A 21,601-nucleotide genomic window follows, 5' to 3' on the forward strand; every position below is an offset into this window, starting at 1 on the left:
GCTCAGCAGGGCTGCAGCAGCCAGCAGAGCCGGTACTTCGCCTGGTAGGTGGCGGAAGCCGCCGGGGCGACGATGTTCTGCGTCCGCGGCCCGCCATGCGCCCAGCTCGAGAAGGCGTACTTGAGGTTGAGCGGCGGCAGGTTCTGCGGGCTGTCCGCGCTGATCGAGTTCGTCGAACCGGCGATCACCGTCCGGGAGAACGGTGTCCGCTGCTGCGTCCCGCCGACCGTCAGCAGGGCCTGGTCGGGGGTCGACGTGAAGTTCAGCGTCACCGTCTTCGGCTGCAGGTCGATCGTCTTCGAGCCGGTGCGGCCCGTCGAGTCCGTCGCCGTCACCGTGAGCTGCAGGTACGACGGGTACTCGTGGTCCGGCGCGACGAACGTGCCCGCCGCGACGCCCGGGAAGTCCTGGACGTTGTGCGTGTGGCAGGTGCCGTTGGCGGCGCAGTGCCGGATCGCGAGCCGCCACGACAGCGCCGAAGGCGGCAGCTCGCCGTCCTGGGCGTCGATCGCGCGACCGGAGAAGGCGACGGTCTGGCCCACCGACCAGGTCAGCGCCGCGGTGGGGGCGTCGATGACCGGGACCGGGTCGAGCCCGGCCGGGGTCCCGACCGTCACGCGGACCGTCGTGGTCGCTGTCGCGCCGTGGGAGTCGGTCACGCGCAGCCGGGCGTCGACCGCGGCGGCCGTGGTGTAGGTCCACGTGGGCCGGGCGGCGGCCGAGTCGTCGTACGCGCCGTCGCCGTCGAGGTCCCAGGCGTAGGACAGCACGTCCCCGGCGTCCGGATCGGTCGAGCCGGTGCCGTCGAACTGCACGGTCAGCGGGGCGGGCCCGCTCGACGGCGTCGCCGTGGCGGCCGCGACCGGCGGCCGGTTGGTGCCGCCCGGGTAGCTCACGCGCCGCAGCTCGCCGCTGCCCAGCGCGACGTAGAAGAGGTCACCGCCGGGGCCGGTGAGCACCTGCACCGGCGTGCTCGCCCCGGTCACGAACGGCACCAGCAGGCTCGGGCTGGGCTGGCCGTTCGCCGTCTGCATCGCCCAGATGCAGCCGCGTGAGGAGTCGGCGAAGAACAGCGCGCCGGCGTACGCGGCGGGGTAGTTGCTGCCCGACTCGAAGGCGATCCCGCTGATCGACGAGCCGCCGGTCGGACACGGGTCGCTCGCGACGACCTTGGCGTTGTGGTTGTAGGCGTAGAACGGCGCGGTCTGGCCGCCGGCGGCGTACAGGGGTTCGCAGCGGTCGAGGTTGGCGCCGTCGTAGCCGGCTTGGCGGGCGGTGCCTTCGAAGCACGGCCAGCCGAAGTTCTCCGCCACCGCGTCGCCGGCGTTCGCCACGCGGTTGATCTCCTCCCACGTGTTCCAGCCGACGTCGCCGGCCCACAGCTCGCCGGTCCCCGGCCGGAACCCGAACCGGAACTGGTTGCGCGCGCCGTAGGCGATCACGCGGCGGGCGTTGGCGTCGGCGCTGCCGGCGAAGGGGTTGCCGGGCAAGCCGTCGCCGGTGTCGGGGTCGATCCGCAGCAGCGTGCCGTTGAGCAGGACGGGCTGCCCGGCCGCGCGGCGTGGGGACTGCGACCGCAGCGCGCCGCCTTCGGCGGCCGGCGGGGTGAGGTTCGTCCCGGCGGGGGACGGCGGGTCGGCGCAGGGGTTGCCGGTCTGGCCGTAGTCGGCGTAGTTGAAGCTGGCGCCGTCGCCGCCGCCCGCGTACAGGGCGCCGTCCGGGCCGAAGGCGAGCGAGCCCACCGAGTGGCTGGGGAACTGCTGGCACCAGCCGGTGACGAGGGGCTTTTCGCTGATGGCGGTGCCATCCGCGCCCATGGTGAGCCGGGAGACGCGGCCGGTGACCACGCAGCCCTGGTCGGTCGCGCCGGGCGGCGTCGGGCAGGCGTCGCCCCAGCGCGGCGCGGTGCCGCCGGGCACGGCGTCGAGCGTGTAGGAGACGTAGACGTACGGCCGGGCGGGGAACGCCGGGTCGACGGCCAGCCCGAGCAGGCCGCGGTCCCAGAAGTCCTGGGTCGGCGTCCGCAGGTCGGCGAACACCGTCGCCGTCGGGTCGGCCAGGGAGTCGAAGACCTTGACCAGGCCGCTCTTCTCGGCGACGAACACGCGGCCGTCGGGCGCGAACGCCGCGGCGGTCGGCGACGTCAGGCCGCCGATGGCGACGGTGTCGGCGAAGCCGGTGGGCACCGCGGCGGCGGGGGCCGCGACGGCCACCGCGAGTGCGGCGGCGACCGGGACGACGACCGCCGCGGCCAGCGCGCGGCGCGATCTTCGGGGGGACGGGAAAGGCATCATTCGGACTCCTGGTGCGCGGGGACCGGACCGTCCCCTATGGCGCCGGAAATCCGATACTTGTTACATCCGGACGGAAAATGCACACGAACCGCTCAGTCGCGGTCGAGCCACTCCCGCAGGAGAGCGCGCTCGGCGCCGGTGAGCGCCGGCAGGTCCGGCGGGACGGCGGGCGGGGCCGGCGCGTCGGTCAGGATCCGGGCGGCCACGGCTTCGTACATCGCGTCGGCGAGGCCTTCGGTGGGCCGGCTCAGCAGCGCGAGCACCGCGCCGGTGCCGGCCGCGTGGATCAGTTCGACCGCGAACGGTTCGGGGATGCGGAGCCGGCCGGTCTCCGCGACGCGGTGCACCCGGGAGCGCAGGACGGCGAGCCCGGCTTCGGCCGCCGGGGACGTCCGGCCGGGCGTCACCAGCAGGCCGAACAGGGCCGGGTTGGCCAGGCCGAAGCCGATGTGCGCGGCCCAGCCGGCGCGGAGGTCGTCGACCGGGTCGCTGTCCTCGTCGGCGGTCTTCGCGCGGACGTAGGCGGCGAAGACGTGCTCGGCGACCGCGTCGAGCAGCGCGTCCTTGTCCTCGAAGAACCGGTAGAGCGCGGGAGCCTGCAGGCCGGCGGCCTGGGCGACCGCGCGGATGGTGAGCGCGGCCGCGCCTTCGTCGTGCAGGAGCCGCGCGGCGGTCTCGAGGATGTGCGCCCGCGTCTCGCCCCGGTCCTTCGTCACGGTTCCGATGATATCTCATGGTTGCTATCAGTGGTGCTAACGTGGTTAGTATCAGTGGTAACCAGGGAAGGGATCGACCATGATCGTGATTACCGGGGGAACCGGCAAGCTGGGCTCGCAGATCGTCGAGGAGCTGCTTCGGCGCATGCCGGCCGAGGAGATCGGCGTCAGTGTGCGAGAGCCTGGCCGCGCTGCCGGCCTCGCTGGACGCGGAGTGCGGGTCCGGCGCGGCGACTTCGCTGATCCGGAGTCGCTTGCTCATGCTTTCGAGGGCGCTTCGCAGGTCCTCGTCGTCTCGACGGACGAATCGGGGGAGACGGCCGTCCGGCGTCATGTCGCGGCGATCGACGCCGCGCGGGACGCGGGCGCCAAGCGCGTGCTCTACACGAGCCACCAGGGTGCGGCCGAGGACTCGCTCTTCGCGCCGATGCCCGATCACGCCGCGACCGAGCGGCACCTGGCGGCGGGGGTGTTCACCGCGCTGCGCAACGGTTTCTACGCGAGCACCGTTCCGTTGCTGGTCGGCCGGGCGCGGGAGACCGGTGAGCTGGTCGCGCCCGCCGACGGGCCGGTGTCCTGGACCGCGCACGCCGATCTCGCCGAAGCCGCCGCGCTCATCTTGGCCGACGAGGGCCGGTTCGACGGTGCGACGCCGCCGTTGACCGCGCCGGTCGCGTACGACCTGGCCGACGTCGCGGACATGCTGAGCGATCTCGGCGGACGGACGATCCGCCGGGTGGTCGCCGACGACGACGAGTGGGTGGCCGGCCTGGTCGGCCACGGCGTTCCGGAAGACCGGGCCGCGCTGTTGCTCGGGATGTTCCGCGCCGCCCGCCGCGGGGAGTTCGCGGTGACCGGTCCTGAGCTGGAAGACCTGATCGGACGGCCCGCGACCCCGCTGCGATCCCTGATCGGGTGATCACTATGCACTCCGGCTATACACCTCGTGTAGAGTTCCCGGCATGTCGATCGGACACACCCTGCTCGGGTTGCTGGAGAACGGGCCGCGGCACGGCTACGACCTGAAGCGCGCCTACGACGACCGGTTCGGGCACGACCGGCGCGTCCACTACGGGCAGGTGTATTCGACGCTGGCCCGGCTGCTGAAGCAGGGGCTCGTCGAGGCCGACGGCACCGAGGCGGGCGGCGGGCCGGAGCGGAAGCGGTACGCGATCACCGAGGCCGGGGTCGCCGACGTCGGCACCTGGCTGGCGACCCCGGAGAAACCCGAGGCGTACCTGCAGAACACGCTGTACACGAAGGTGGTGCTGGCGCTGCTGTCCGGGCGTCCGGCCGCCGACGTCCTCGACGTCCAGCGCACCGCCCACCTCGACGCGATGCGCGAGCTGACCCGTCGCAAGACCGGCGGCGACCTGGTCGACCAGCTGGTCTGCGACCACGCGCTGTTCCACCTGGAGGCCGACCTCCGCTGGCTGGAGCTGACCACGGCCCGGCTCGACCAGCTGGCGGAGGAGGTCGCGTGAGCACGGTGCTGCTGGAGGCAGCCGGCGTCCGGAAGGCGTACGGCTCGACGGACGCGTTGACGTCGGCGAGCCTGCGGGTGTGCGCGGGGGAGGTGGTGGCGTTGATGGGCCCGTCCGGGGCGGGCAAGTCGACGCTGCTGCACTGCCTGGCCGGGATCGTCCGGCCGGACGAGGGCGCGGTTCGTTACCAGGGGCAGGATCTCGCGAAGCTGCCGGACCGCGCGCTGTCGGCGTTGCGCCGCACCGACTTCGGGTTCGTGTTCCAGTTCGGCCAGCTGGTTCCCGAGCTGACGTGCTTGGAGAACGTGGCCCTGCCGCTGCGCTTGAACGGCGAGCGCGGCCGGGTATCGGCCCGGCGCGCGCGGGAGATGCTGGCGGAGCTCGGGCTGACCGACATCGCCGGCCGCCGCCCGGGCGAGGTGTCCGGCGGGCAGGGGCAACGGGTCGCGGTGGCGCGGGCACTGGTGACGGGGCCCCGGGTGGTGTTCGCGGACGAGCCGACGGGGGCGCTGGATTCGTTGAACGGCGAGCAGGTGATGCAACTGCTGACCGGGGCGGCCCGCGACCGCGAGACGGCGGTGGTCCTGGTGACGCACGAACCCCGGGTGGCGGCGTATTCGGACCGCGAAGTCGTGGTGCGGGACGGGCGAACCCGGGAGCTGGAGGTGATCCGGTGACGGCTGCGGTGCGGGGAGGGCTGAGCCGGCAGCGGGGAGCGGCAGTGGCTTCGCGGGAGTCCGGGCTTGCGGCATGGTCCGGTCGTGAGGCTGCTCTGCGCGGCGGCAGATTCGGGATCCGGTGCGTGGCGGCGGCCGAAGCTCGTGGCCGCCGGGCCGCCTCGCGCGGTGGCAACCCCGTTACCTCCCAGGTGATCCCGTGATCCGCCGCTGGATCGCCGACCTGCTCCTCGGCATGCGGCTCGCCCTGGGCGGCGGTGGCGCACGCACCGCGCTGGTGCGCCTCGCCCTCACTGCCACCGGGGTCGGGCTCGGCGTCGTCGTCCTGCTCACCGCCACCTCCGTCCCCCACCTCCTCGGCGCCCGGGACGATCGGGCCGGCGGCCGCGTGCTCGACTTCGCCGCCACCACTCCCGGCGTCGATCCCGTCTACGCCCTCGCCCGCGTCGACGAGTACCGCGGCCGCGGTCTCGGCGGCTACCTCGTCCAACCCACCGGCCCGCACCAGCCCGCCGCTCCCGGGGTCGATCGGCTGCCCGGCCCCGGGGAAGCCGTCCTGTCGCCGGCGCTCGCAGACCTGCTGCAGTCGCCCGAAGGCGAGCTGCTGCGCCCGCGGTTTCCGCAGCGCGTCGTCGGCACCATCGGCGACGCCGGGCTCACCGGCCCGCACGAGCTCTTCTTCTACGTCGGCTCCGCCACCGTCGCGCAGCTGCCCGACGCTGCGCCGGTGAGCCGGTTCGGGGCCGAAACCCACCGGCGGGCCCTCACTTCGCTCGAACTGCTGCTCGTCGTCGTCGGCGCGACCACCTGCCTCGTCCCGGTGTTCGTCTTCGTCGTCACCAGCACCCGGCTCGCCGCGGCGGCGCGGGACCGGCGGCTCGCCGCGCTGCGGCTGATCGGCGCCGACCGCGGGCAGGTGCGCCGGATCGCGGCCGGCGAGGCCCTGCTCGGCTCGTTCGGCGGCCTGGTCGCCGGGCTGGCGCTGTTCCAGCTCGTCCGCGCGCTCGTCCCGCGGATCACCGTGACGGCCTTCCGCGGCGGCCTCTTCGGCACCGACCTCGTCCCCGACTGGCGGCTCGGCATCCCGGCCCTGCTGGTGCTGCCGGTGCTCGCGTGCGCGGCAGCGGTGTTCGCGCTGCGGACCGTCGTCATCGAGCCGCTGGGCGTCGTGCGGCGCGGGACACGGATCCGGCGCCGGTTGTGGTGGCGCCTCCTGCCCGCGGCCGCCGGCTGGGCGCTGCTGTTCACCGGTGCCGACGACGCCGAAAGCCCCGGCGTGATCGCCGGCATCGTCCTCATCCTCACCGCCGTGCCCCTGCTGCTGCCATGGGTCGTCGAGCGGGTCGCCGGCCTGCTGCGCGGCGGGTCGCCCGCCTGGCTGCTGGCCGTCCGCCGCCTCCAGCTGGACAGCGCGACCGCCGCGCGCCTCGTCAGCGGCGTCGCCGTGGTGCTGGCCGGATCCATTGCGCTGCAAGGGGTCTACTCGCGCACCGAGAGCGACCGGCCCGCGCCGCAAGAGGTCAAGGTCCTCGCCAGCTACCACGCCACCAGCTACGCCGACAGCGAGGCGTTCGCCGCCGCCTTCCGCGCGCTGCCCGGGCGGCGCGACGCGCCGTTGCGGACGCGCGGCCTGATCGAGAACGCCGCGGGAGAGCGGGCCTCGATCACCGTCGGGACGTGCGCCGACCTGCGGGCCCGGGCCGGGCTCGCGGACTGCCGCGACGGCGACGTCTACGCCACCGGGGCCGGGGGTTACCTGCCCGCCGCCGGCGACCACGTGTGGTTCTCCGCGGCCGGCCCGCGCACAGCTCCACAGTGGACGGTCCCAGCGGTCCATCGCGTCGCCGGCGCCCGCGACGAGACGGCGGCGCTGCTCGTCACCCCGGCCGCCCTCGCGACGGCGTCCGGCGTCGGGCTCACCGTGGACGCGGACGTCCCCACCGCCGACGCGGACCTGGTCGAGCGCGTCCGGAACACGGTGGGGTGGAACGGAACCGTGTACTCGCTCGGCACCGAAAGCGACGGCACGTACGCGCTCATCACTCGCGCGCTGTCGATCGGCTCGGTGCTCGTGCTGCTGTTCGTCGCGGGCAGCCTGCTGGTCGCCGCGTGGGAGCAGCTGCGGGAACGGCGGCGCAGCCTCGCCGCGCTGATGGCGGGCGGTGTCGGACGCGGAGTGCTCGCGCGGTCACTGGTGTGGCAGCTCGCGATCCCGGTGGCGGTCGCGGTGGCCGTCGCCGTGCCGGCCGGGCTCGCCCTCGACTGGCTGGTGCTGACCCTCGTGGTGCACCGGCCGATGGTGGTCGACGCGCCGGCCATCGCGGTCCTGACGGCGACGGCGATCGCGGCGGTACTGATCGTCACCGCGCTGACACTGCCCGCATTGTGGCGGACGACGAGCCTGGAGAATCTGCGGGAGGAATGAGCGGGCAAGGTGGCCGGTCCGGTTGTTTCCGGATCGGCCCGCCGCTCGGAAAGCCTTTTCGGGCAAGCAAATCCTGCCCGAAAAGGCGCCCCATTCGCCCTGGCGGAGTTTTCCGTTTTCGGACATCCTGAATACGCCGATATTCGCCGATCCACGATTCCGAGGCGATCCGATGCGTATCATGTACGACGCGGTCACCGCGCGAAACATCATCAAGAAGGACCGGCGGCCCGCGCTCGTGGCCGGGTACATCGACCGGATCAAGCTCGCGCCGTGGACCGCCGCGGACTGGGCGCTCTTCCCGGACGCGCTGAAGGTGGAGATCGTCAAGAAGGCGTCGACCAACGACGGGCACGTCCTCGACGTCGAGCCGGGCGACGCCACGCCCGCCGAGGCGCCGGGCTGGGCCAAGATGCGGCGGCGGTCGGGGTTCGCGCACCCGGTCATCTACTGCAACCGGTCGACCTGGCCGAAGGTGAAGGCGGCGTTCGCGGAGCAGGGCGTCGAGCCGCCGCTGTACTGGATCGCCACGGCCACCGGCAAACCCGAAATCCCCGCCGGCGCGATCGCCGCGCAGTACCTGCTCGACGTCGCGCCCGGCATCGACATCTCCGTCGTCGCGGACTACTGGCCCGGCGTGGACACGCCCGCGTCGCTGACCACCGAACCGGAAGTGGAGCTCATGGAACGCATCACCGTCACCCCGCCCAACGCCGGGCAGAACACCGTGCGGCTCAACCTGTCCGGCAGCGCCGGCGCCGCCATCGTCGTCCGCCCCCGGATCAACCGGGACGGCGTGTCGAAGCCCATGTGGGTCGGCAACATCTTCGCGTGGGGCTCCGACAAGACCGGCGTCGGCCACAACCCGAAGACCGACCCCAACTACGACGACCGGCTGACGTCCCACCGCCGTTTCGCCCTGCCGGGCGCGGTGTGGGCCGACCTCGAGTACAGCGCCGCGGAGGCGTTCGAGATCGACGTCGTCGGCTGAGCGCCGCTCAGTCGGTCAGCCGTCCGCCGCGAGGTGGTTGCGGAGGAACGCGATGCCGGCGTCGGTGACCTGCTCGAGCTTCCGCTCGCCGTAGAAGTGGCCCGCGCCGTCCAGCCGGATCAGGTCCGCGTCGGCGCCCGCGCGCCAGTAGGCGGCGACGAGTGCTTCGCTGTGGGCGATCGGGATGCCGGCGTCGTCGGTGCCGTGGGCCAGCAACAGCGGCGCCGCGGTCGCCGACGCGTGCAGCAGCGGGCTCGCCGTCGGACCGGGGAGCCAGTCGTGCGGGTCGTGACCGCTGCTGTGCAAGAGAGAACCCGCCGGCGGCGGCGGGATGTGCGTGAAATCCGTCGGCGGGCTCCACGCGATCGCTGCGCCGAGCCGGCTCGACGGGCCGGTGATCCCGAGGTCGCCTTCGAAGTCCGGGTCGTCGGCGGTCACCGCCAGCATGGCCGCGAGGTAGCCGCCCGCCGAATGTCCCCACGCCGCGACGCGGCCGGCGTCGAGCTCCAGCTCGGCCGCGTGGTGGCGGACCCAGCGGACCGCAGCCTTGACGTCGTGCACCTGCGCGGGGAAGGGCGCTTCGCGCCCGTGCCGGTACTGGGCCCGCGCGACGGCGAACCCGGCCGCCACCAACCGATCCGTGACGCGGTCGCCCAGCCGGCTGTGCTTGTGCGACCCGGCCGCCGGCGCGCCGCCGTAGAGGTAGACCACGACGGGATGGCTGCCACCGCCGGCCGGGACGACGAGGTCCAGCAGCAGCGGCCGGTAACCGGCGAGGGGAGCGACGAGTGCGTCCCGATAGGACACTCGCGACCCGGTCCGGTCGGCCCGGGGGAGGGTGAACGGGGCACGGGAAGTGAGCACCCGACCACTATCGGGGCATACCGGTCACCGCGGCCAGCCGTATCAGGATGCGGGAGCGGCCCCCGACTGCGACCGCGCGGCGCTGCCCGGCCGACTCCCGCACCGAGTCCGCGCGCGCCGCCCGAGCTTGCCCGCCGCCCGCGCCGCTGCTCCGGCCAGCCTGTGCTCCCGCTCGGGCTGTCCCGCGGTGCCGCGCCGGCCATCCCGCGCCGATGCTCCGGTCATTTTGCGCCACCGCGCTTGCCATCCCGCGCCGCTGCTCGGGTCGGCCTGCGCTCCCGCTCTGGCTGTCCCACGCTGCTGCGCTGGTCCTCCTGCGCTGCTGCTCCGGCCATGCCGCGCTGCTGCGCTGGTCCTCCTGCGCTGCTGGTCCGGCCACGTCGCGCTGCTGCGCTGGCCGTCCTGCGCTGCTGGTCCGGCCACGTCGCGCTGCTGCGCTGGTCCTCCTGCGCTGCTGCTCCGGCTACGCCGCGTTGCCGCGTTGGCCCTCCTGCGCTGCTGCTCCGGCTACGCCGCGTTGCCGCGTTGGCCCTCCTGCGCTGCTGCTCCGGCCACGCCGCGCTGCCGCGCCGGCCCTCCTGCGCCACCGCGCTGGCCGCCCCGCGCCACTGCTCCGGCCACCCCCGCGCGCCGCGCCGGCCGTCCCGCGTAACCGCCCGCGCGCTCTCCGTGCCGTGTTGACACGCGCGCCGAGCGGGTGTCAGTATCTGGATTAATCCGATTGGAAACGTTTCCAACTCCGTCTTCCGCACTTGGAAACGTTTCCAAACCCGCACACCGAGGTAGCCGATGACGTCAACACGGGCCACGCTGCTCCAGGTCGCCGAGCGGGCCGGGGTTTCCCTGGCCTCGACCTCGCGCGCCCTGCACGGCACCGGTGCCAGCCCCGCGATGGTCGAGCGCGTTCGCGCCGCCGCCGCTGAGCTCGGCTACAGCGCCGATGCCATCGGGCGGTCGCTGCGGCTGAAGAAGACCTTTCAGGTCGCCTTCGCCGTCGCTGACATCGGGAACCCCGTCTACGTCGAAATGATGCGGGCCATCCACGAAGTCCTCGCGCCGCACGGGTACCGGGTCGTCGTCATGTCCACCGGGGACACCGCGTCCTCGACCACCGAGCTCGTGCGCAGCCTCAACAGCGGGTTCGTCGACGGCATGATCGTCAGCCCGCTGCGCACCGACGACCGGCTGATCCAGGAGATCCAGCAGGCCCCCGTCCCGGTCGTGGTGATCGGGCGGGCGCTGGACGACCGCGGCATCAGCTCCGTCTCCACGGACTCCGCGGGCGGGATCGGCGCGGCCGTCCGCCACCTGCACGCCCTCGGCCGCCGCCGGGTCGGGTTCCTCAACGGTCCGCTCGACACCACGCCCGGCGCCGCCCGCCAGCGCGGGTTCGACGCCGCCACCGAAACCACCGCCTTCGACAGAACCGACCAGGAGGTCGCCGCCGACTTCACCGTCACCGCCGGGCTCGAAGCCGCGCGGAAGCTGCTCGCCCGCGAACGCCTCGACGCGCTCGTCGCCGCGAACGACCTGCTCGCCATCGGCGCGATCCGGGCCGTGCGGGAAAGCGGCCTGTCGGTCCCCGGCGACGTCGCGATCACCGGCATGGACGACACCGAGCTCGGCCGGGTCTTCCAGCCCAGCCTGACCAGCGTGTCCCTCGGCTCGACCGAACGCGGGCGGGCGGCCGCGCGGATCATGCTCCGGCTCGCCGACGACCCCGACCACGCCGCGCAGCAGGTCGCCGTCGGTCCCGAACTCAAGGTGCGCGAGTCGACCGGAGGTGCGCAGTGACCGCGACCCTGACCCGCCCGGCGCCCCCGGCCGGGAAGAAGAAGCCCGCGCTGGCCCGCACTCGGCGGCGCGAGGCGATCGCGCTGGTGCTGCCGTCGCTGATCCCGATCCTCGTGCTCAGCGTCGCCCCGCTCGTCGTCGGGATCTTCCTCGCCTTCACCGACGCGCGGCTCGTGCGCCACCCGGACTACGGCTTCGCGGGCATCGACAACTTCACGAAGCTGGCCGGCAACACCCTGTTCTGGGACTCGCTGCGGATCGGCATGATCTGGACCGTCGGCGTGACGCTCCTGCAACTGGCCGCCGCGATGGGCCTCGCCCTGCTGCTCAACTCCGGTCTGCGGCTGCAGGGCCTGACGCGGGTGCTCGCGCTCGTGCCCTGGGCGATGCCGCCGGTCGTCGTCGCGATCATGTGGCAGATGATCTACTCGGCCAACGGCGGCCCGCTCAACGCCGTCCTCGGCAGCGTCGGCCTGCCGGACGACATCAACTGGCTCGGCGACTTCTCGGTCGCGCTGCCCGCGGTGATCGTCGTCGGCGTCTGGGTCGGCATGCCGCAGACGACGGTGACGCTCCTGGCCGGCCTCCAGCAGATCCCGGCCGAACTGCACGAAGCCGCGTCGGTGGACGGTGCGGGCGCCTGGCGGCGGTTCACCGCGGTCACCTGGCCGAGCCTGCGCCCGATCGTCACGTCGATCACGTCGCTGAACTTCATCTGGAACTTCAACTCGTTCTCGCTGGTCTACGTCCTCACCGCGGGCGGACCCGGCGGCAAGACGATGGTGCCGGTGCTGTTCATCTACCTCGAAGCCTTCAAGAACCGCGAAATCGGCTACGCCGCCGCGATGGGGCTGGTGCTCGTCGTCGTGGTCGTGCTCATCCTCGCCGTCTACCTGCGGTCGCAGTTCCGCGACGACCGCACCGCCGGGAAGGGGCGCTGATGCGGGTTCTCGTGCGCCCGGCCCAATACGCGGCCCTCGCGCTCTACATCCTGTTCCTCGGCTTTCCGTTGCTGTGGCTGATTTCCGCGTCGGTCAAGTCGTCGGGCGAGCTGAACTCGCTGACGGTCAGCCTGCTGCCGAGCGAGTGGCACTGGGACAACTACGCCGAGGCGCTGAACAAGCAGGGCCTGGTCCGGTCCGCGGCCAACAGCCTGATCGTCGCGCTCGCGTCGACCGCGCTGTCGGTCGTGATCGCCGTGCCCGCCGCTTACGTGCTCGCGCGGCTCAAGGGCAAGATCAGGGCCGCCGGCGTCGGCTGGATCCTGGTCAGCCAGGTGTTCCCGGTGGTGCTGATCATCCTGCCGCTGTTCCTCATCCTGCGGACGCTCGGGCTGGCCGACAACCTTGCCGGCCTGACGCTGGTGCACACGACGTACATGCTGCCGTTCGCGCTCTGGATGCTGCAGGGCTACGTCTCCGCGATCCCGGTGGAACTCGAGGAAGCGGGCGCGATGGACGGCGCGAGCCGGCTGACCGTGCTGCGCACGATCGTCTTCCCGCTGCTCGCCCCGGGCGTCGTCGCGACCGCGATGTTCAGCTTCGTCTCGTCGTGGAACGAATTCTTCTTCGCGCTGGTGCTGCTGCAGTCGCCGGAGAACTACACCCTGCCCATCACGCTCAACATGTTCGTCGGCGGCGAGGGCAAGGTCGCCCTCGGCCCGCTCGCCGCGGGCGCCGTGCTCGCCGCGATTCCCAGCATCGTCTTCTTCGGCATCCTGCGCCGGAAGCTCACCAGCGGCCTGATGGCCGGGGCGGTGAAGGGATGAACCCCACCAGAGAACACTCGAAAGGTCGGTCGATGAAGACACGACGCATGATCGCCGCCGCCGCACTGACGGTCGCCGGCCTGCTGCTCAGCGCGTGCGGGAGCGGCGGAAGCGGGGACGGCGGGAACGGGCCGGTCACCCTCACCTTCCAGTCCCTGTCGGACCAGCCCGCCGCCATCGCCGCGACGCAGAAGATCGTCGGCGACTGGAACAAGGCGCACCCGGACGTCCAGGTCAAGATCGTCCAGGCGGGCTGGGACGGCGTCTACGACAAGCTGATCACCCAGTTCAACGCGGGCACCGCGCCGGACATCGTGCACTACGAGGCGGCTGGCATCGCGCCCTTCGCCACCGACGGCTACCTCGCGGACCTGTCGCAGTACCTGCCGGAGGCCAAGCGCGCGGACATCCCGAAGGGTGTCCTGGACTCGGTGACCGTCGACGGCAAGGTGATCGCCGTCCCGACCGAGCTGCAGTCCTATGTGGTCTTCGCGAACAAGACCCAGCTGCAGCAGGCGGGCGTCACGATCCCGACCGGCGCCACGATGTCCTGGGACCAGCTGCGCGACATCGCGAAAGCGACCACGAAGGACGGTAAGTTCGGCCTCGGCTGGGGCCTGTCGAGCCCGACGGCGGCGTTCGTCGCGCTGGCCCCCGGCTTCGGCGGCAAGTACTTCGAGGGCACCGGCGACAAGGCGCAGCTGAGCGTCGGCCAGGGCGAGCAGGCGCTGCCGCAGCTCGTCGACGCGATGGCGCACCAGGACCACTCGATCCTCCCGGTCACGCTGACGCAGTCCGGCACCAAGGCGCTCGCGCCGTTCTACGCGGGCCAGATCGCGATGACCGTGCAGGGTTCCTACCAGGCCGCCAACATCGCGAAGGACGCGCCGAAGGGCTTCGACTGGGTCGTGCTGCCCCCGCTGGCCGGCTCGGCCGGGCCCGCGCAGGCGGCCAACCCGCAGACGCTGTCGGTCAACAAGGACTCCGGCCACGTCAAGGAAGCCGCCGAGTTCGTCGACTTCTTCACCAGCACCGAAAACCTCGCCGCGATCAACGAGGCCGACGCGCTGATCCCGCCGACGACGTCCGCGCGGCAGGCGCTGACCACCAAGCTCGGCGCGAAGAACGGCTGGAAGGAAATCCTCGCTTCGGGGGAGTACCTGACCTCGGCCCCCTACCTGTTCGCCGGCAAGTACGCGCAGTGGAAGGACACCGTCGCGACCCCGGCGTACCAGCAGTTCCTCGGGCAGAAGATCGACGCCGCCGGCCTCGCGAAGCAGCTCGAGGACGGCTGGAAGAGCGTCAGCAAGTGACAGGAGCGAATTGGTGACCTGGCTTCAAGACCGGGCCGTCGCGGTGATCACCGGTGCGGCCGTCGGGGACGCCCTCGGCGGCGCCACCGAAGGGTGGACGCCCGAACAGATCGAAGAACGGCACGGCGGCCGGGTGACCGGCGTCGTCGGACCGTGGTACCCGGACTGGCGGACCGCGCGGCCCATCGCGCCGTACCACAAGGGCGACGGGCACATCACCGACGACACCCTCATGACGCGGGCGCTCGTCGAGGTGTACGCGAAGCGCCGCGCGCACCTCGACGCGTACGCGATGGCCGAGGACCTGGTGCCGCTGATGATCGGCGAGCCGCGCTGGGTGCCGGAGCTGGAGTCGACCGCGTTGCTGCTGCAGCGGGTCTTCCTGGCGGAGAAGTGGATCGTCGCGAGACTCCACTACGGCCACGTCGACCCGCGGGAGGCCGGCGTGGGCAACGTCGTCAACTGCGGCGCGGCGATGTACGTCGCCCCGGTGGGTGTCGTCAACGCGGGTGATCCGCGGGCGGCCTACGCCGAGGCGATCGACCTCACCGGCGCGCACCAGTCCAGCTACGGCCGGGAGGCGGCGGGCGTGCTGGCCGCGATGGTGGCGGCCGGTGTCGCGCCGGGCGCGTCGCTCGACGACGTCGTCAGGGCCGCGTTGGACGTGGCCCACGACGGGACCGCGGCGGCGTTGCGCGCGGTCGTGGAGACCTTCGGTGGCCGGTCCGTTCCCCCGGCCACCGACGGGGAAGAACGCGCGCTGGCGGCTCTCGTCCGCGAGACCGTCGCGCCGTTCGACTCGGTCGGGCCGCACTACCGGGAGATGTCGATGGACGCGCGGCGCCCGTCGCGGACCAAGTCCATCGAGGAGCTGCCGGCCGCGCTGGCGTTCGTGCTCGCGCACCGGGGCGACTTCCGGGGCGCGGTGCTCGCGGCCGTCAACTACGGCCGGGACGCCGACTCGATCGCGGTGATGGCGGGCGCGGTGTGCGCCGGCCTCGGCGGGACGGCGGTCGTGCCGAAGGACTGGGTCGACGAGATCGGCGAGGCCAGCCGGATGGACCTGCGGGAGACCGGGCACCTGCTGGCGTCGGCGGCCGCGGACATCCTGAAGGCCGACCGCGAGCGGGCCGCGGCCCGGGCGGAGTTCCTGGAGGGGACGGCGTGAGGCTGACCTGGGCCCAGCCGGAGGACCTGCTCCCGCACGAGCTGGTGCAGTCGCTCGCCGAGGGCAAGGACGTCACGGCGGTGCGGGAGCGGTGGATCGCGGCGGGCGGGTCGCCGACGCCGGCCGTGAGCGGCGCGGGCCCGGCGGCTCTCGCGTTGCGGCCCTTGGCGCGGGAACTGCTGGACTCGCTGGGCGCCCCTCCCGCCGATCCTTCGTGGGACGCGCTGGAGCTGGCGCCCGCGGCTTCGCTGCCGCGCGGGTCGCGGGGGCGCGAGCTGGCCGCGTGGACCGGCCGGGCCGCGGGGTGCCTGCTGGGCAAGCCGGTGGAGAAGATCCCGCGGGAGGGCATCGAGGAGATCCTGCGGGCGACCGGCCGCTGGCCGTTGACCGGCTGGTTCACCGCGATTGGATTGCCTTCTGAAGTCGCTGCGCGGTGGCCGTGGAACCGCCGGTCGGCGCCGACGTCGCTGGAAGAGAACATCGACGGGATGCCCGAGGACGACGACCTCAACTACCCGATGCTCGCGTTGTCGCTGCTGGAGGAGCACGGCCGTGCGTTCACGACGGAGGACGTGGCCCAGCTGTGGCTGGACAACCTGCCGGCCGGGCGGGTGTTCACGGCGGAGCGTGCGGCGTACCGGAACCTCCTGGACGCCCGCGTCGATCCGGCGACGCACCACAACCCGTTCCGCGAGTGGATCGGCGCGCTGATCCGCGCGGACGTGTTCGGCTGGGTGTCCCCGGGCGACGTGGTTTCGGCGGCCCGGCTGGCCTGGACGGACGCGCGGCTGAGCCACACGCGCAACGGGGTGTACGGCGCGATGTGGGCGGCGGCGCTGGCGTCGGCGGCGATGGTGTGCGAGACGGTCGACGAGGTGCTCGACGCGGCTTCGACGGTGCTCCCGGTCGGCTGCGACCTGGCGGCGGCGGTCCATTTTGGACGCTCGGCGGCCGAATCGGGGGATGTCGCGAGTGGACTCGACCGGTTGCACGAGGCTTACGGGCATTTGCATTGGGTGCACGTGCTGAACAACGCAGCGGTGATCGCTTACGCGCTGGCGGCGGGTGGCGGCGAGTTCGGGCCGAGTGTGGCGATCGCGGTGACGGCGGGCTGGGACACGGACTCCGCGGCCGCGACGGTCGGGGGAGTGGTCGGCGCGGTGAGCGGAGTGGACGAGTACTGGAGCAAGCCGCTGGACGGCCGGATCGCGACGTCGCTGCCGGGTGGCGAGCGGCGGATCGCGGACTTGGCGGCTCGAACGGCGGCGCTGGCGGAGGCCGGCCGATGACCGGCCGGCCGGTGCCCGACGGTCGGGCCGAAGGGCGCAAGGACACGCATGCCGCCGGGCGGGTCGTGGTCGTCGGGTCGGCCAACGTCGACCTCGCCGTCGATGTCCCTCGCCCGCCCAAAGCCGGCGAAACCATCCTCGGCGATCGCCTCCGCCGCAGTCCCGGTGGCAAAGGCGCGAACCAAGCCGTCGCCGCCGCGCTCGCCGGGGGTGCCGACACCACCTTCGTCGGCGCCCTCGGTGAGGACGAAGGCGCCGACCTGCTCCTCGTCTCCCTCGGCGGCGCCGGTGTCCGGACCGATCTCGTCCAACGAGCCGACGCGCCCACCGGTACCGCCTTCATCACCGTCGCCCCCGACGGCGAGAACGCCATCGTCGTCGCTCCCGGCGCCAACGACCACGTCAAGATCGGCGCGGCCCAAGCCGACCGCATCGCCGAGGCCGACGTCGTGCTCGCCCAGCTCGAAATCCCCCTCGACGTCGTCGCGGCCGCCGCCGCGGCCAGGCGGTCCGGGGCCCTCATGGTCCTCAACGCGGCACCCTCTCGCGAGCTGCCGGACTCGCTCTGGCAAGTCCTCGACCTGCTCGTCGTCAACGAACACGAGGCCGCCGACCTCGCCGGCGAACCCGAAAAGCTGCTCAAACGTGTGCCCGCTGTGGTCGTCACCCTCGGCGGCGAAGGCTGCGTTGTCCTGCAGAGGGACCGCGAACCCGTGCGGATCACCGGCGTCGGTGTCGACGTGGTCGACACCACCGGTGCCGGCGACACCTTCTGCGGCGTGCTCGCGGCCGCGCTCGCGCAAGGCGAAAACCTCCCCGAAGCCGCCGGACGCGCGACGACAGCCGGCGCGCTCGCCGTCACCAAGCCCGGCGCCCAAGCCGCCGTCCCCACCGCCGACGAGGTCGCAGGAAAGACGTCATGACCTACCAGTTCGACCCGCTCGTCCCACGGCCGATCGACCGGCCCACCGAGGTCCGCGGCCCGCTCGCCGACCTCGACGACGCCAAGATCTTCGCGGCCCCGGCCGATCCCGCGGATCGTCCGGCCTGGCGGGCGAAACTCCGCGAGTGGCGTGAGGACGCCCGGAGCCGGCACGGCTACACCGGCAAGGCATATGAACGTCCACCAGCGACTTGGGCCGCGACGTGCTACGCCGTCGCCCAGGTCTGGCTCTGGGACGAACTGCTCTACGACTTCGGCGAGCACCGCTTCACCCCGGACCGCTTCCTGGCCGACGCACGCGACCGCTTCGGCGGCCTCGACGCCGTCGTGCTCTGGCACGCCTACCCGGTGATCGGCCTCGACGACCGCAACCAGTGGGACTTCTACCGTGACGTCCCCGGGCTCACCGACCTCATCGAAACCCTGCACGCCGAGGGACTCCACGTCTTCGTCGACTACAACCCCTGGGACGTCGGCACCCGCCGCGGCGACGACGACCTGACCGAGCTGGCCGCCCTCGTCAAGGACCTCGAGGCGGACGGCGTCTTCCTCGACACGCTCAAGAAGGCCGAGCCGGACTTCGTCGACCGCCTCGAAGCCGCCCGGCCCGGCATCGTGCTCGAAGGCGAGTCCAAGCTCCCGGTCGAGCGGATCGAAGACCACCCGGCGTCCTGGGCCCAGTTCTTCGCCGACTCGCCCGTCCCCGGCGTCCTGCGCGCCCACTGGTACGAACGCCGGCACATGCAGCACCACGTCCGCCGCTGGCACCGCGACCACAGCGAAGAACTCCAGTCCGCGTGGCTCAACGGCGTCGGCGTGATGGTCTGGGAGGTCGTCTTCGGCGTGTGGGTCGGCTGGTCGCCGCGCGACGCCGCGACCGTCCGCCGCATGGTCACCCTCCAGCGCGCGGCCGAGGACCTGCTCCTCGAAGGCGCATGGACACCCCTCGCCGAGCTTCCGGACGAGGCCGAAGCCGCCGGTGTGTATGCGTCCAAATGGGAGCTGGACGGCCGGACACTGTGGACGCTCGTCAATCGCGGCGGCACCGACTACCACGGCCCCCTGCCCGGAACCGACCTGCTGGGCGGGGTTCCGGCTCGGGGTATCGGGGCCACCGTCGAGGGATGGCTGCCGGACCTCCCGCCGTTGCCCCACGACCCGGATGCCCGGTTCCCGCACCGGATCGCGAAGCGCGTAAGTCCACAAAGGACCATCGGAACGCCCGACGACGACGTCGTCACGGTCCACAGCGGACCGTACGTGCTGACCGTTCGCTACCGCGCGCGGGAGACCGGCATGTACCAGGGAGCGCCCTACGTGGACGAGTGGAAACCGCTCCCGCCGCGCCTGCACGACGCCCGCACCCTGCAGCGCGAAGGCGAGCTGACCACGGCCGTCGCGATCGCGGCCACCGAAGTGACCAACGCCCAGTTCGCGGAGTTCGCGGCCGCCACCGGCCACGACTGGACCCCGAAGGGCGCCCCGGACGAGCCCGCCACGTACGTCGACCTCGACGACGCCCGCGCGTACTGCGCGTGGCGCGGCGGCCGCCTGCCCACCGAAGACGAATGGCAGCTGGCGGGGGACAAGCTCCGCCGCGGCACTCCCGCCGTCTGGAACTGGACCGAGAGCGAACACTCCGACGGCCGCACGCGGTTCGTGATGCTCAAGGGCGGCAGCGACTACCACGCCGAAGGCTCCGAGTGGTACGTCGAAGGCGGCGTCAAGGACCCGGACTACACCGTGAAGCTCCTCCTGCCCGGCCTGGGGCTCGCCCGCAGCGCGACGGTCGGCTTCCGCTGCGCGTGGGAGGTGCCGGCATGACGGTCTCCCGTGACCCCTCGGCCGGGGCGCTGGCCGGGCTGCGCGTCGTCGACGCTTCCACGCTCTTCGCCGGTCCGATGGCCGCGATGCACCTCGGCGACATGGGCGCCGACGTCATCAAGGTCGAACACCCGCGCAAGCCCGACCCGTCGCGCACCCACGGCGCCGCGAAGGACGGCGTCAACCTGTGGTGGAAGACCCTGGGCCGCAACAAGCGCACGGTGACCGCCGACCTCGGCAGCGAAGGCGGCCGCGAGGTGTTCCTCGCGCTGGCCACCACCGCCGACGTCGTGATCGAGAACTTCCGCCCGGGCACCCTCGAACGCTGGGGGCTCGGCTACGACGAGCTGGCGAGCTGGAACCCGGAGCTCGTGCTCGCCCGCGTCACCGGGTTCGGGCAGCTCGGCCCGTACCGGTCCCGGCCCGGCTTCGGCACGCTCGCCGAGGCGATGAGCGGGTTCGCGGCGACCACCGGGGAGCCGGACGGGCCGCCGACACTGCCGCCGTTCGGGCTCGCCGACGGCGTCGCGTCGCTGGCCACGGCGTACGCGATCATGGTCGCCCTCGCCGCCCGCGCGAACACCGGACTCGGACAGGTCGTCGACACCGCGATCATCGAGCCGATGCTCGCGATGCTCGGCCCGCAGATCACGCGCTGGGACCAGCTGCGCACGGTCCAGCCGCGCACCGGCAACCGCTCGACCAACAACGCGCCGCGCAACACCTACCGGACCGCCGACGGCCAGTGGGTCGCGGTGTCCACGTCGGCCCAGTCGATCGCCGAGCGCGTGGTCCGGATGGTCGGCCGGCCCGACCTGGTCGACGAGCCGTGGTTCGCCGGCGGAGCCGAACGGGCCCAGCACGCCGACGAGCTCGACGAAGCCGTCGGCAAGTGGATCGGGCAGCGCACCCGCGACGAGGTGGTGGCCGCGTTCGAGCAGGCGCAGGCGGCGGTCGCGCCGATCTACGACGCCGCCGACATCGTCGCGGACCCGCAGTTCCGCGCGCTCGGCACGATCCACGAGATCGACGACGCCGAGCTCGGCCCGATGCTGATGCAGGGGCCGCTGTTCCGGCTGTCCGGCCACGACGGCGTCATCGGCTTCACCGGCCGCCCGCACGGCGCGGACACCGACGCCGTCCTGGACGAGCTGGGGTTCTCGCCCGAGCGGGTCGCCGAACTGCGCGAGCGGGGTGCGGTGTGACCCCGCCGCTGACGTTCCTCTACACGCCGGCCGACCGCCCGGACCGGGTGGCCAAGGCGCTGGACTCGGCCGCCGACGTCGTGCTCGTCGACCTCGAGGACGCGGTCGCGCCGGCCCGCAAGGACGACGCCCGGGACAACGCCGTGCGGCTGCTGGCCGACGTGGCGAGGCCGGTGCAGGTGCGCGTCAACCACCCGAGCACGCCGTGGCACGACGCCGACCTCGCGGCGGTCGCGCGCCTGCCGCTCCCGGTCGGCGTGCGGCTGCCGAAGGTCGAGACGCCGGAAGAGATCCTGGCGGTCGAGGCCGTGCTGCCGGGTCGCGCGCTGCACCCGCTGATCGAGTCGGCGCTCGGCGTCGAACGGGCCCTGGCGATCGCGACGGCGTCACCGGCGATCGCGTCGATCGGGCTCGGCGAGGCCGACTTGCGGTCGGATCTCGGCGTGGCCGACGACGCCGGCCTGACGTGGGCGCGCAGCCGCGTGATCGTCGCGGCGCGGGCGGCCAGGCTCGCGCCGCCCGCGATGTCCGCTTACGCGAACGTCTGCGACCTCGACGGGCTCGCGGCGTCGTGCCGGGCCGGCCGCGCGCTCGGCTTCCGCGGCCGCACCGCGATCCACCCGGTCCAGCTCGACACGATCCGGGCGGCGTTCCTGCCGACCCCGCAAGAGGTTTCGCGCGCCCGCGAGGTCCTCGCGCGGGTCGCCGGCGCGACGGCCGCCGGGGTCGGCGCGATCGCGTTGCCCGACGGCACTTTCCTCGACGTCGCCATGGTGGAACAGGCGCGGACGGTGCTTTCGCTGGCCGACTAGTGGTGAAGCAACTCCGGGAGTACCTCAAGTTAAG

At 72.9% G+C, this 21,601-nt stretch carries 18 protein-coding genes; 15 read left to right on the top strand and 3 right to left on the bottom strand.

The annotated features are described in order from the left end of the window. Positions 1-2: 2 nt before the first annotated feature. The gene (locus ACERZO_RS20490; RefSeq protein ID WP_372666307.1) at positions 3-2,291 is read right to left on the bottom strand and encodes a PQQ-dependent sugar dehydrogenase; all 2,289 of its coding nucleotides are present in this window, start codon (positions 2,289-2,291) and stop codon (positions 3-5) included. A gap of 95 nt (positions 2,292-2,386) precedes the next feature. Then, positions 2,387-3,010, bottom strand: a complete 624-nt coding sequence (locus tag ACERZO_RS20495) for a TetR/AcrR family transcriptional regulator (protein ID WP_372666308.1) — start codon at positions 3,008-3,010, stop codon at positions 2,387-2,389. Between the two features lie 79 nt (positions 3,011-3,089). Here ACERZO_RS20495 and ACERZO_RS20500 point away from each other — a divergent pair, with 79 nt between their 5' ends. The 5 genes from ACERZO_RS20500 (at position 3,090) to ACERZO_RS20520 (ending at position 8,587) form a co-directional block, all read left to right on the top strand. Then, positions 3,090-3,929, top strand: coding sequence for an NAD(P)H-binding protein (locus ACERZO_RS20500; RefSeq protein ID WP_372666309.1), 840 nt, complete (start codon positions 3,090-3,092; stop codon positions 3,927-3,929). A 43-nt stretch (positions 3,930-3,972) separates the two neighbouring features. Further along, on the top strand, positions 3,973-4,494 hold the full coding sequence (locus tag ACERZO_RS20505; protein ID WP_372666310.1) for a PadR family transcriptional regulator: 522 nt from the start codon (positions 3,973-3,975) through the stop codon (positions 4,492-4,494). Beyond that, positions 4,491-5,171, top strand: coding sequence for an ABC transporter ATP-binding protein (locus ACERZO_RS20510; RefSeq protein ID WP_372666311.1), 681 nt, complete (start codon positions 4,491-4,493; stop codon positions 5,169-5,171). The genes ACERZO_RS20505 and ACERZO_RS20510 overlap by 4 nt, the downstream gene beginning before the upstream one ends. 199 nt (positions 5,172-5,370) lie before the next feature. Continuing rightward, positions 5,371-7,596: an FtsX-like permease family protein gene (locus ACERZO_RS20515; protein ID WP_372666312.1), complete on the top strand. Its 2,226-nt coding sequence runs from the start codon at positions 5,371-5,373 to the stop codon at positions 7,594-7,596. A gap of 172 nt (positions 7,597-7,768) precedes the next feature. Then, a complete protein-coding gene (locus tag ACERZO_RS20520) occupies positions 7,769-8,587 on the top strand; it encodes a hypothetical protein (RefSeq protein WP_372666313.1) in 819 nt (272 codons plus the stop codon). Positions 8,588-8,602: 15 nt separating this feature from the next. Here ACERZO_RS20520 and ACERZO_RS20525 read toward each other — a convergent pair whose 3' ends face one another. After that, the gene (locus ACERZO_RS20525) at positions 8,603-9,451 is read right to left on the bottom strand and encodes an alpha/beta hydrolase fold domain-containing protein (protein ID WP_372666314.1); all 849 of its coding nucleotides are present in this window, start codon (positions 9,449-9,451) and stop codon (positions 8,603-8,605) included. Between the two features lie 789 nt (positions 9,452-10,240). On the opposite strand from ACERZO_RS20525, the gene ACERZO_RS20530 reads away from it, so the two are divergent. Genes ACERZO_RS20530 through ACERZO_RS20575 form a run of 10 tightly spaced genes read left to right on the top strand, consistent with a single transcriptional unit; the run spans position 10,241 to position 21,567 of the window. Next, positions 10,241-11,245: a LacI family DNA-binding transcriptional regulator gene (locus ACERZO_RS20530; protein ID WP_372666315.1), complete on the top strand. Its 1,005-nt coding sequence runs from the start codon at positions 10,241-10,243 to the stop codon at positions 11,243-11,245. Next, positions 11,242-12,186, top strand: coding sequence for a carbohydrate ABC transporter permease (locus ACERZO_RS20535; RefSeq protein WP_372666316.1), 945 nt, complete (start codon positions 11,242-11,244; stop codon positions 12,184-12,186). The genes ACERZO_RS20530 and ACERZO_RS20535 overlap by 4 nt, the downstream gene beginning before the upstream one ends. Beyond that, the gene (locus ACERZO_RS20540) at positions 12,186-13,013 is read left to right on the top strand and encodes a carbohydrate ABC transporter permease (RefSeq protein WP_372666317.1); all 828 of its coding nucleotides are present in this window, start codon (positions 12,186-12,188) and stop codon (positions 13,011-13,013) included. Before ACERZO_RS20535 ends, ACERZO_RS20540 begins: the two co-directional genes overlap by 1 nt. 32 nt (positions 13,014-13,045) lie before the next feature. Then, positions 13,046-14,326 carry an ABC transporter substrate-binding protein gene (locus ACERZO_RS20545; RefSeq protein ID WP_372666318.1) on the top strand — a complete coding sequence of 427 codons (1,281 nt, stop codon included), beginning with the start codon at positions 13,046-13,048 and terminating at the stop codon, positions 14,324-14,326. Between the two features lie 13 nt (positions 14,327-14,339). Next, positions 14,340-15,494: an ADP-ribosylglycohydrolase family protein gene (locus ACERZO_RS20550; protein ID WP_372666319.1), complete on the top strand. Its 1,155-nt coding sequence runs from the start codon at positions 14,340-14,342 to the stop codon at positions 15,492-15,494. After that, a complete protein-coding gene (locus ACERZO_RS20555) occupies positions 15,491-16,783 on the top strand; it encodes an ADP-ribosylglycohydrolase family protein (protein ID WP_372666320.1) in 1,293 nt (430 codons plus the stop codon). Before ACERZO_RS20550 ends, ACERZO_RS20555 begins: the two co-directional genes overlap by 4 nt. Next, positions 16,780-17,706: a ribokinase gene (locus tag ACERZO_RS20560; RefSeq protein ID WP_372666321.1), complete on the top strand. Its 927-nt coding sequence runs from the start codon at positions 16,780-16,782 to the stop codon at positions 17,704-17,706. The genes ACERZO_RS20555 and ACERZO_RS20560 overlap by 4 nt, the downstream gene beginning before the upstream one ends. After that, the gene (locus tag ACERZO_RS20565) at positions 17,703-19,550 is read left to right on the top strand and encodes a formylglycine-generating enzyme family protein (RefSeq protein ID WP_372666322.1); all 1,848 of its coding nucleotides are present in this window, start codon (positions 17,703-17,705) and stop codon (positions 19,548-19,550) included. Before ACERZO_RS20560 ends, ACERZO_RS20565 begins: the two co-directional genes overlap by 4 nt. Further along, a complete protein-coding gene (locus ACERZO_RS20570; RefSeq protein WP_372666323.1) occupies positions 19,547-20,755 on the top strand; it encodes a CaiB/BaiF CoA transferase family protein in 1,209 nt (402 codons plus the stop codon). Before ACERZO_RS20565 ends, ACERZO_RS20570 begins: the two co-directional genes overlap by 4 nt. Beyond that, positions 20,752-21,567, top strand: a complete 816-nt coding sequence (locus tag ACERZO_RS20575; RefSeq protein ID WP_372666324.1) for an HpcH/HpaI aldolase/citrate lyase family protein — start codon at positions 20,752-20,754, stop codon at positions 21,565-21,567. The genes ACERZO_RS20570 and ACERZO_RS20575 overlap by 4 nt, the downstream gene beginning before the upstream one ends. Positions 21,568-21,601: the final 34 nt, after the last annotated feature.

It is taken from the genome of Amycolatopsis kentuckyensis (genome assembly GCF_041679295.1).
Lineage (GTDB): Bacteria > Actinomycetota > Actinomycetes > Mycobacteriales > Pseudonocardiaceae > Amycolatopsis > Amycolatopsis kentuckyensis_A.

Bases quoted from the DNA above. Each gene is read 5' to 3' on its own strand.
- ACERZO_RS20490 (WP_372666307.1), bottom strand. From the start codon at position 2,291: ATGCCTTTCCCGTCCCCCCGAAGATCGCGCCGCGCGCTGGCCGCGGCG.
- ACERZO_RS20500 (WP_372666309.1), top strand. From the start codon at position 3,090: ATGATCGTGATTACCGGGGGAACCGGCAAGCTGGGCTCGCAGATCGTC.
- ACERZO_RS20505 (WP_372666310.1), top strand. From the start codon at position 3,973: ATGTCGATCGGACACACCCTGCTCGGGTTGCTGGAGAACGGGCCGCGG.
- ACERZO_RS20520 (WP_372666313.1), top strand. From the start codon at position 7,769: ATGCGTATCATGTACGACGCGGTCACCGCGCGAAACATCATCAAGAAG.
- ACERZO_RS20530 (WP_372666315.1), top strand. From the start codon at position 10,241: ATGACGTCAACACGGGCCACGCTGCTCCAGGTCGCCGAGCGGGCCGGG.
- ACERZO_RS20540 (WP_372666317.1), top strand. From the start codon at position 12,186: ATGCGGGTTCTCGTGCGCCCGGCCCAATACGCGGCCCTCGCGCTCTAC.
- ACERZO_RS20545 (WP_372666318.1), top strand. From the start codon at position 13,046: ATGAAGACACGACGCATGATCGCCGCCGCCGCACTGACGGTCGCCGGC.
- ACERZO_RS20560 (WP_372666321.1), top strand. From the start codon at position 16,780: ATGACCGGCCGGCCGGTGCCCGACGGTCGGGCCGAAGGGCGCAAGGAC.
- ACERZO_RS20565 (WP_372666322.1), top strand. From the start codon at position 17,703: ATGACCTACCAGTTCGACCCGCTCGTCCCACGGCCGATCGACCGGCCC.
- ACERZO_RS20570 (WP_372666323.1), top strand. From the start codon at position 19,547: ATGACGGTCTCCCGTGACCCCTCGGCCGGGGCGCTGGCCGGGCTGCGC.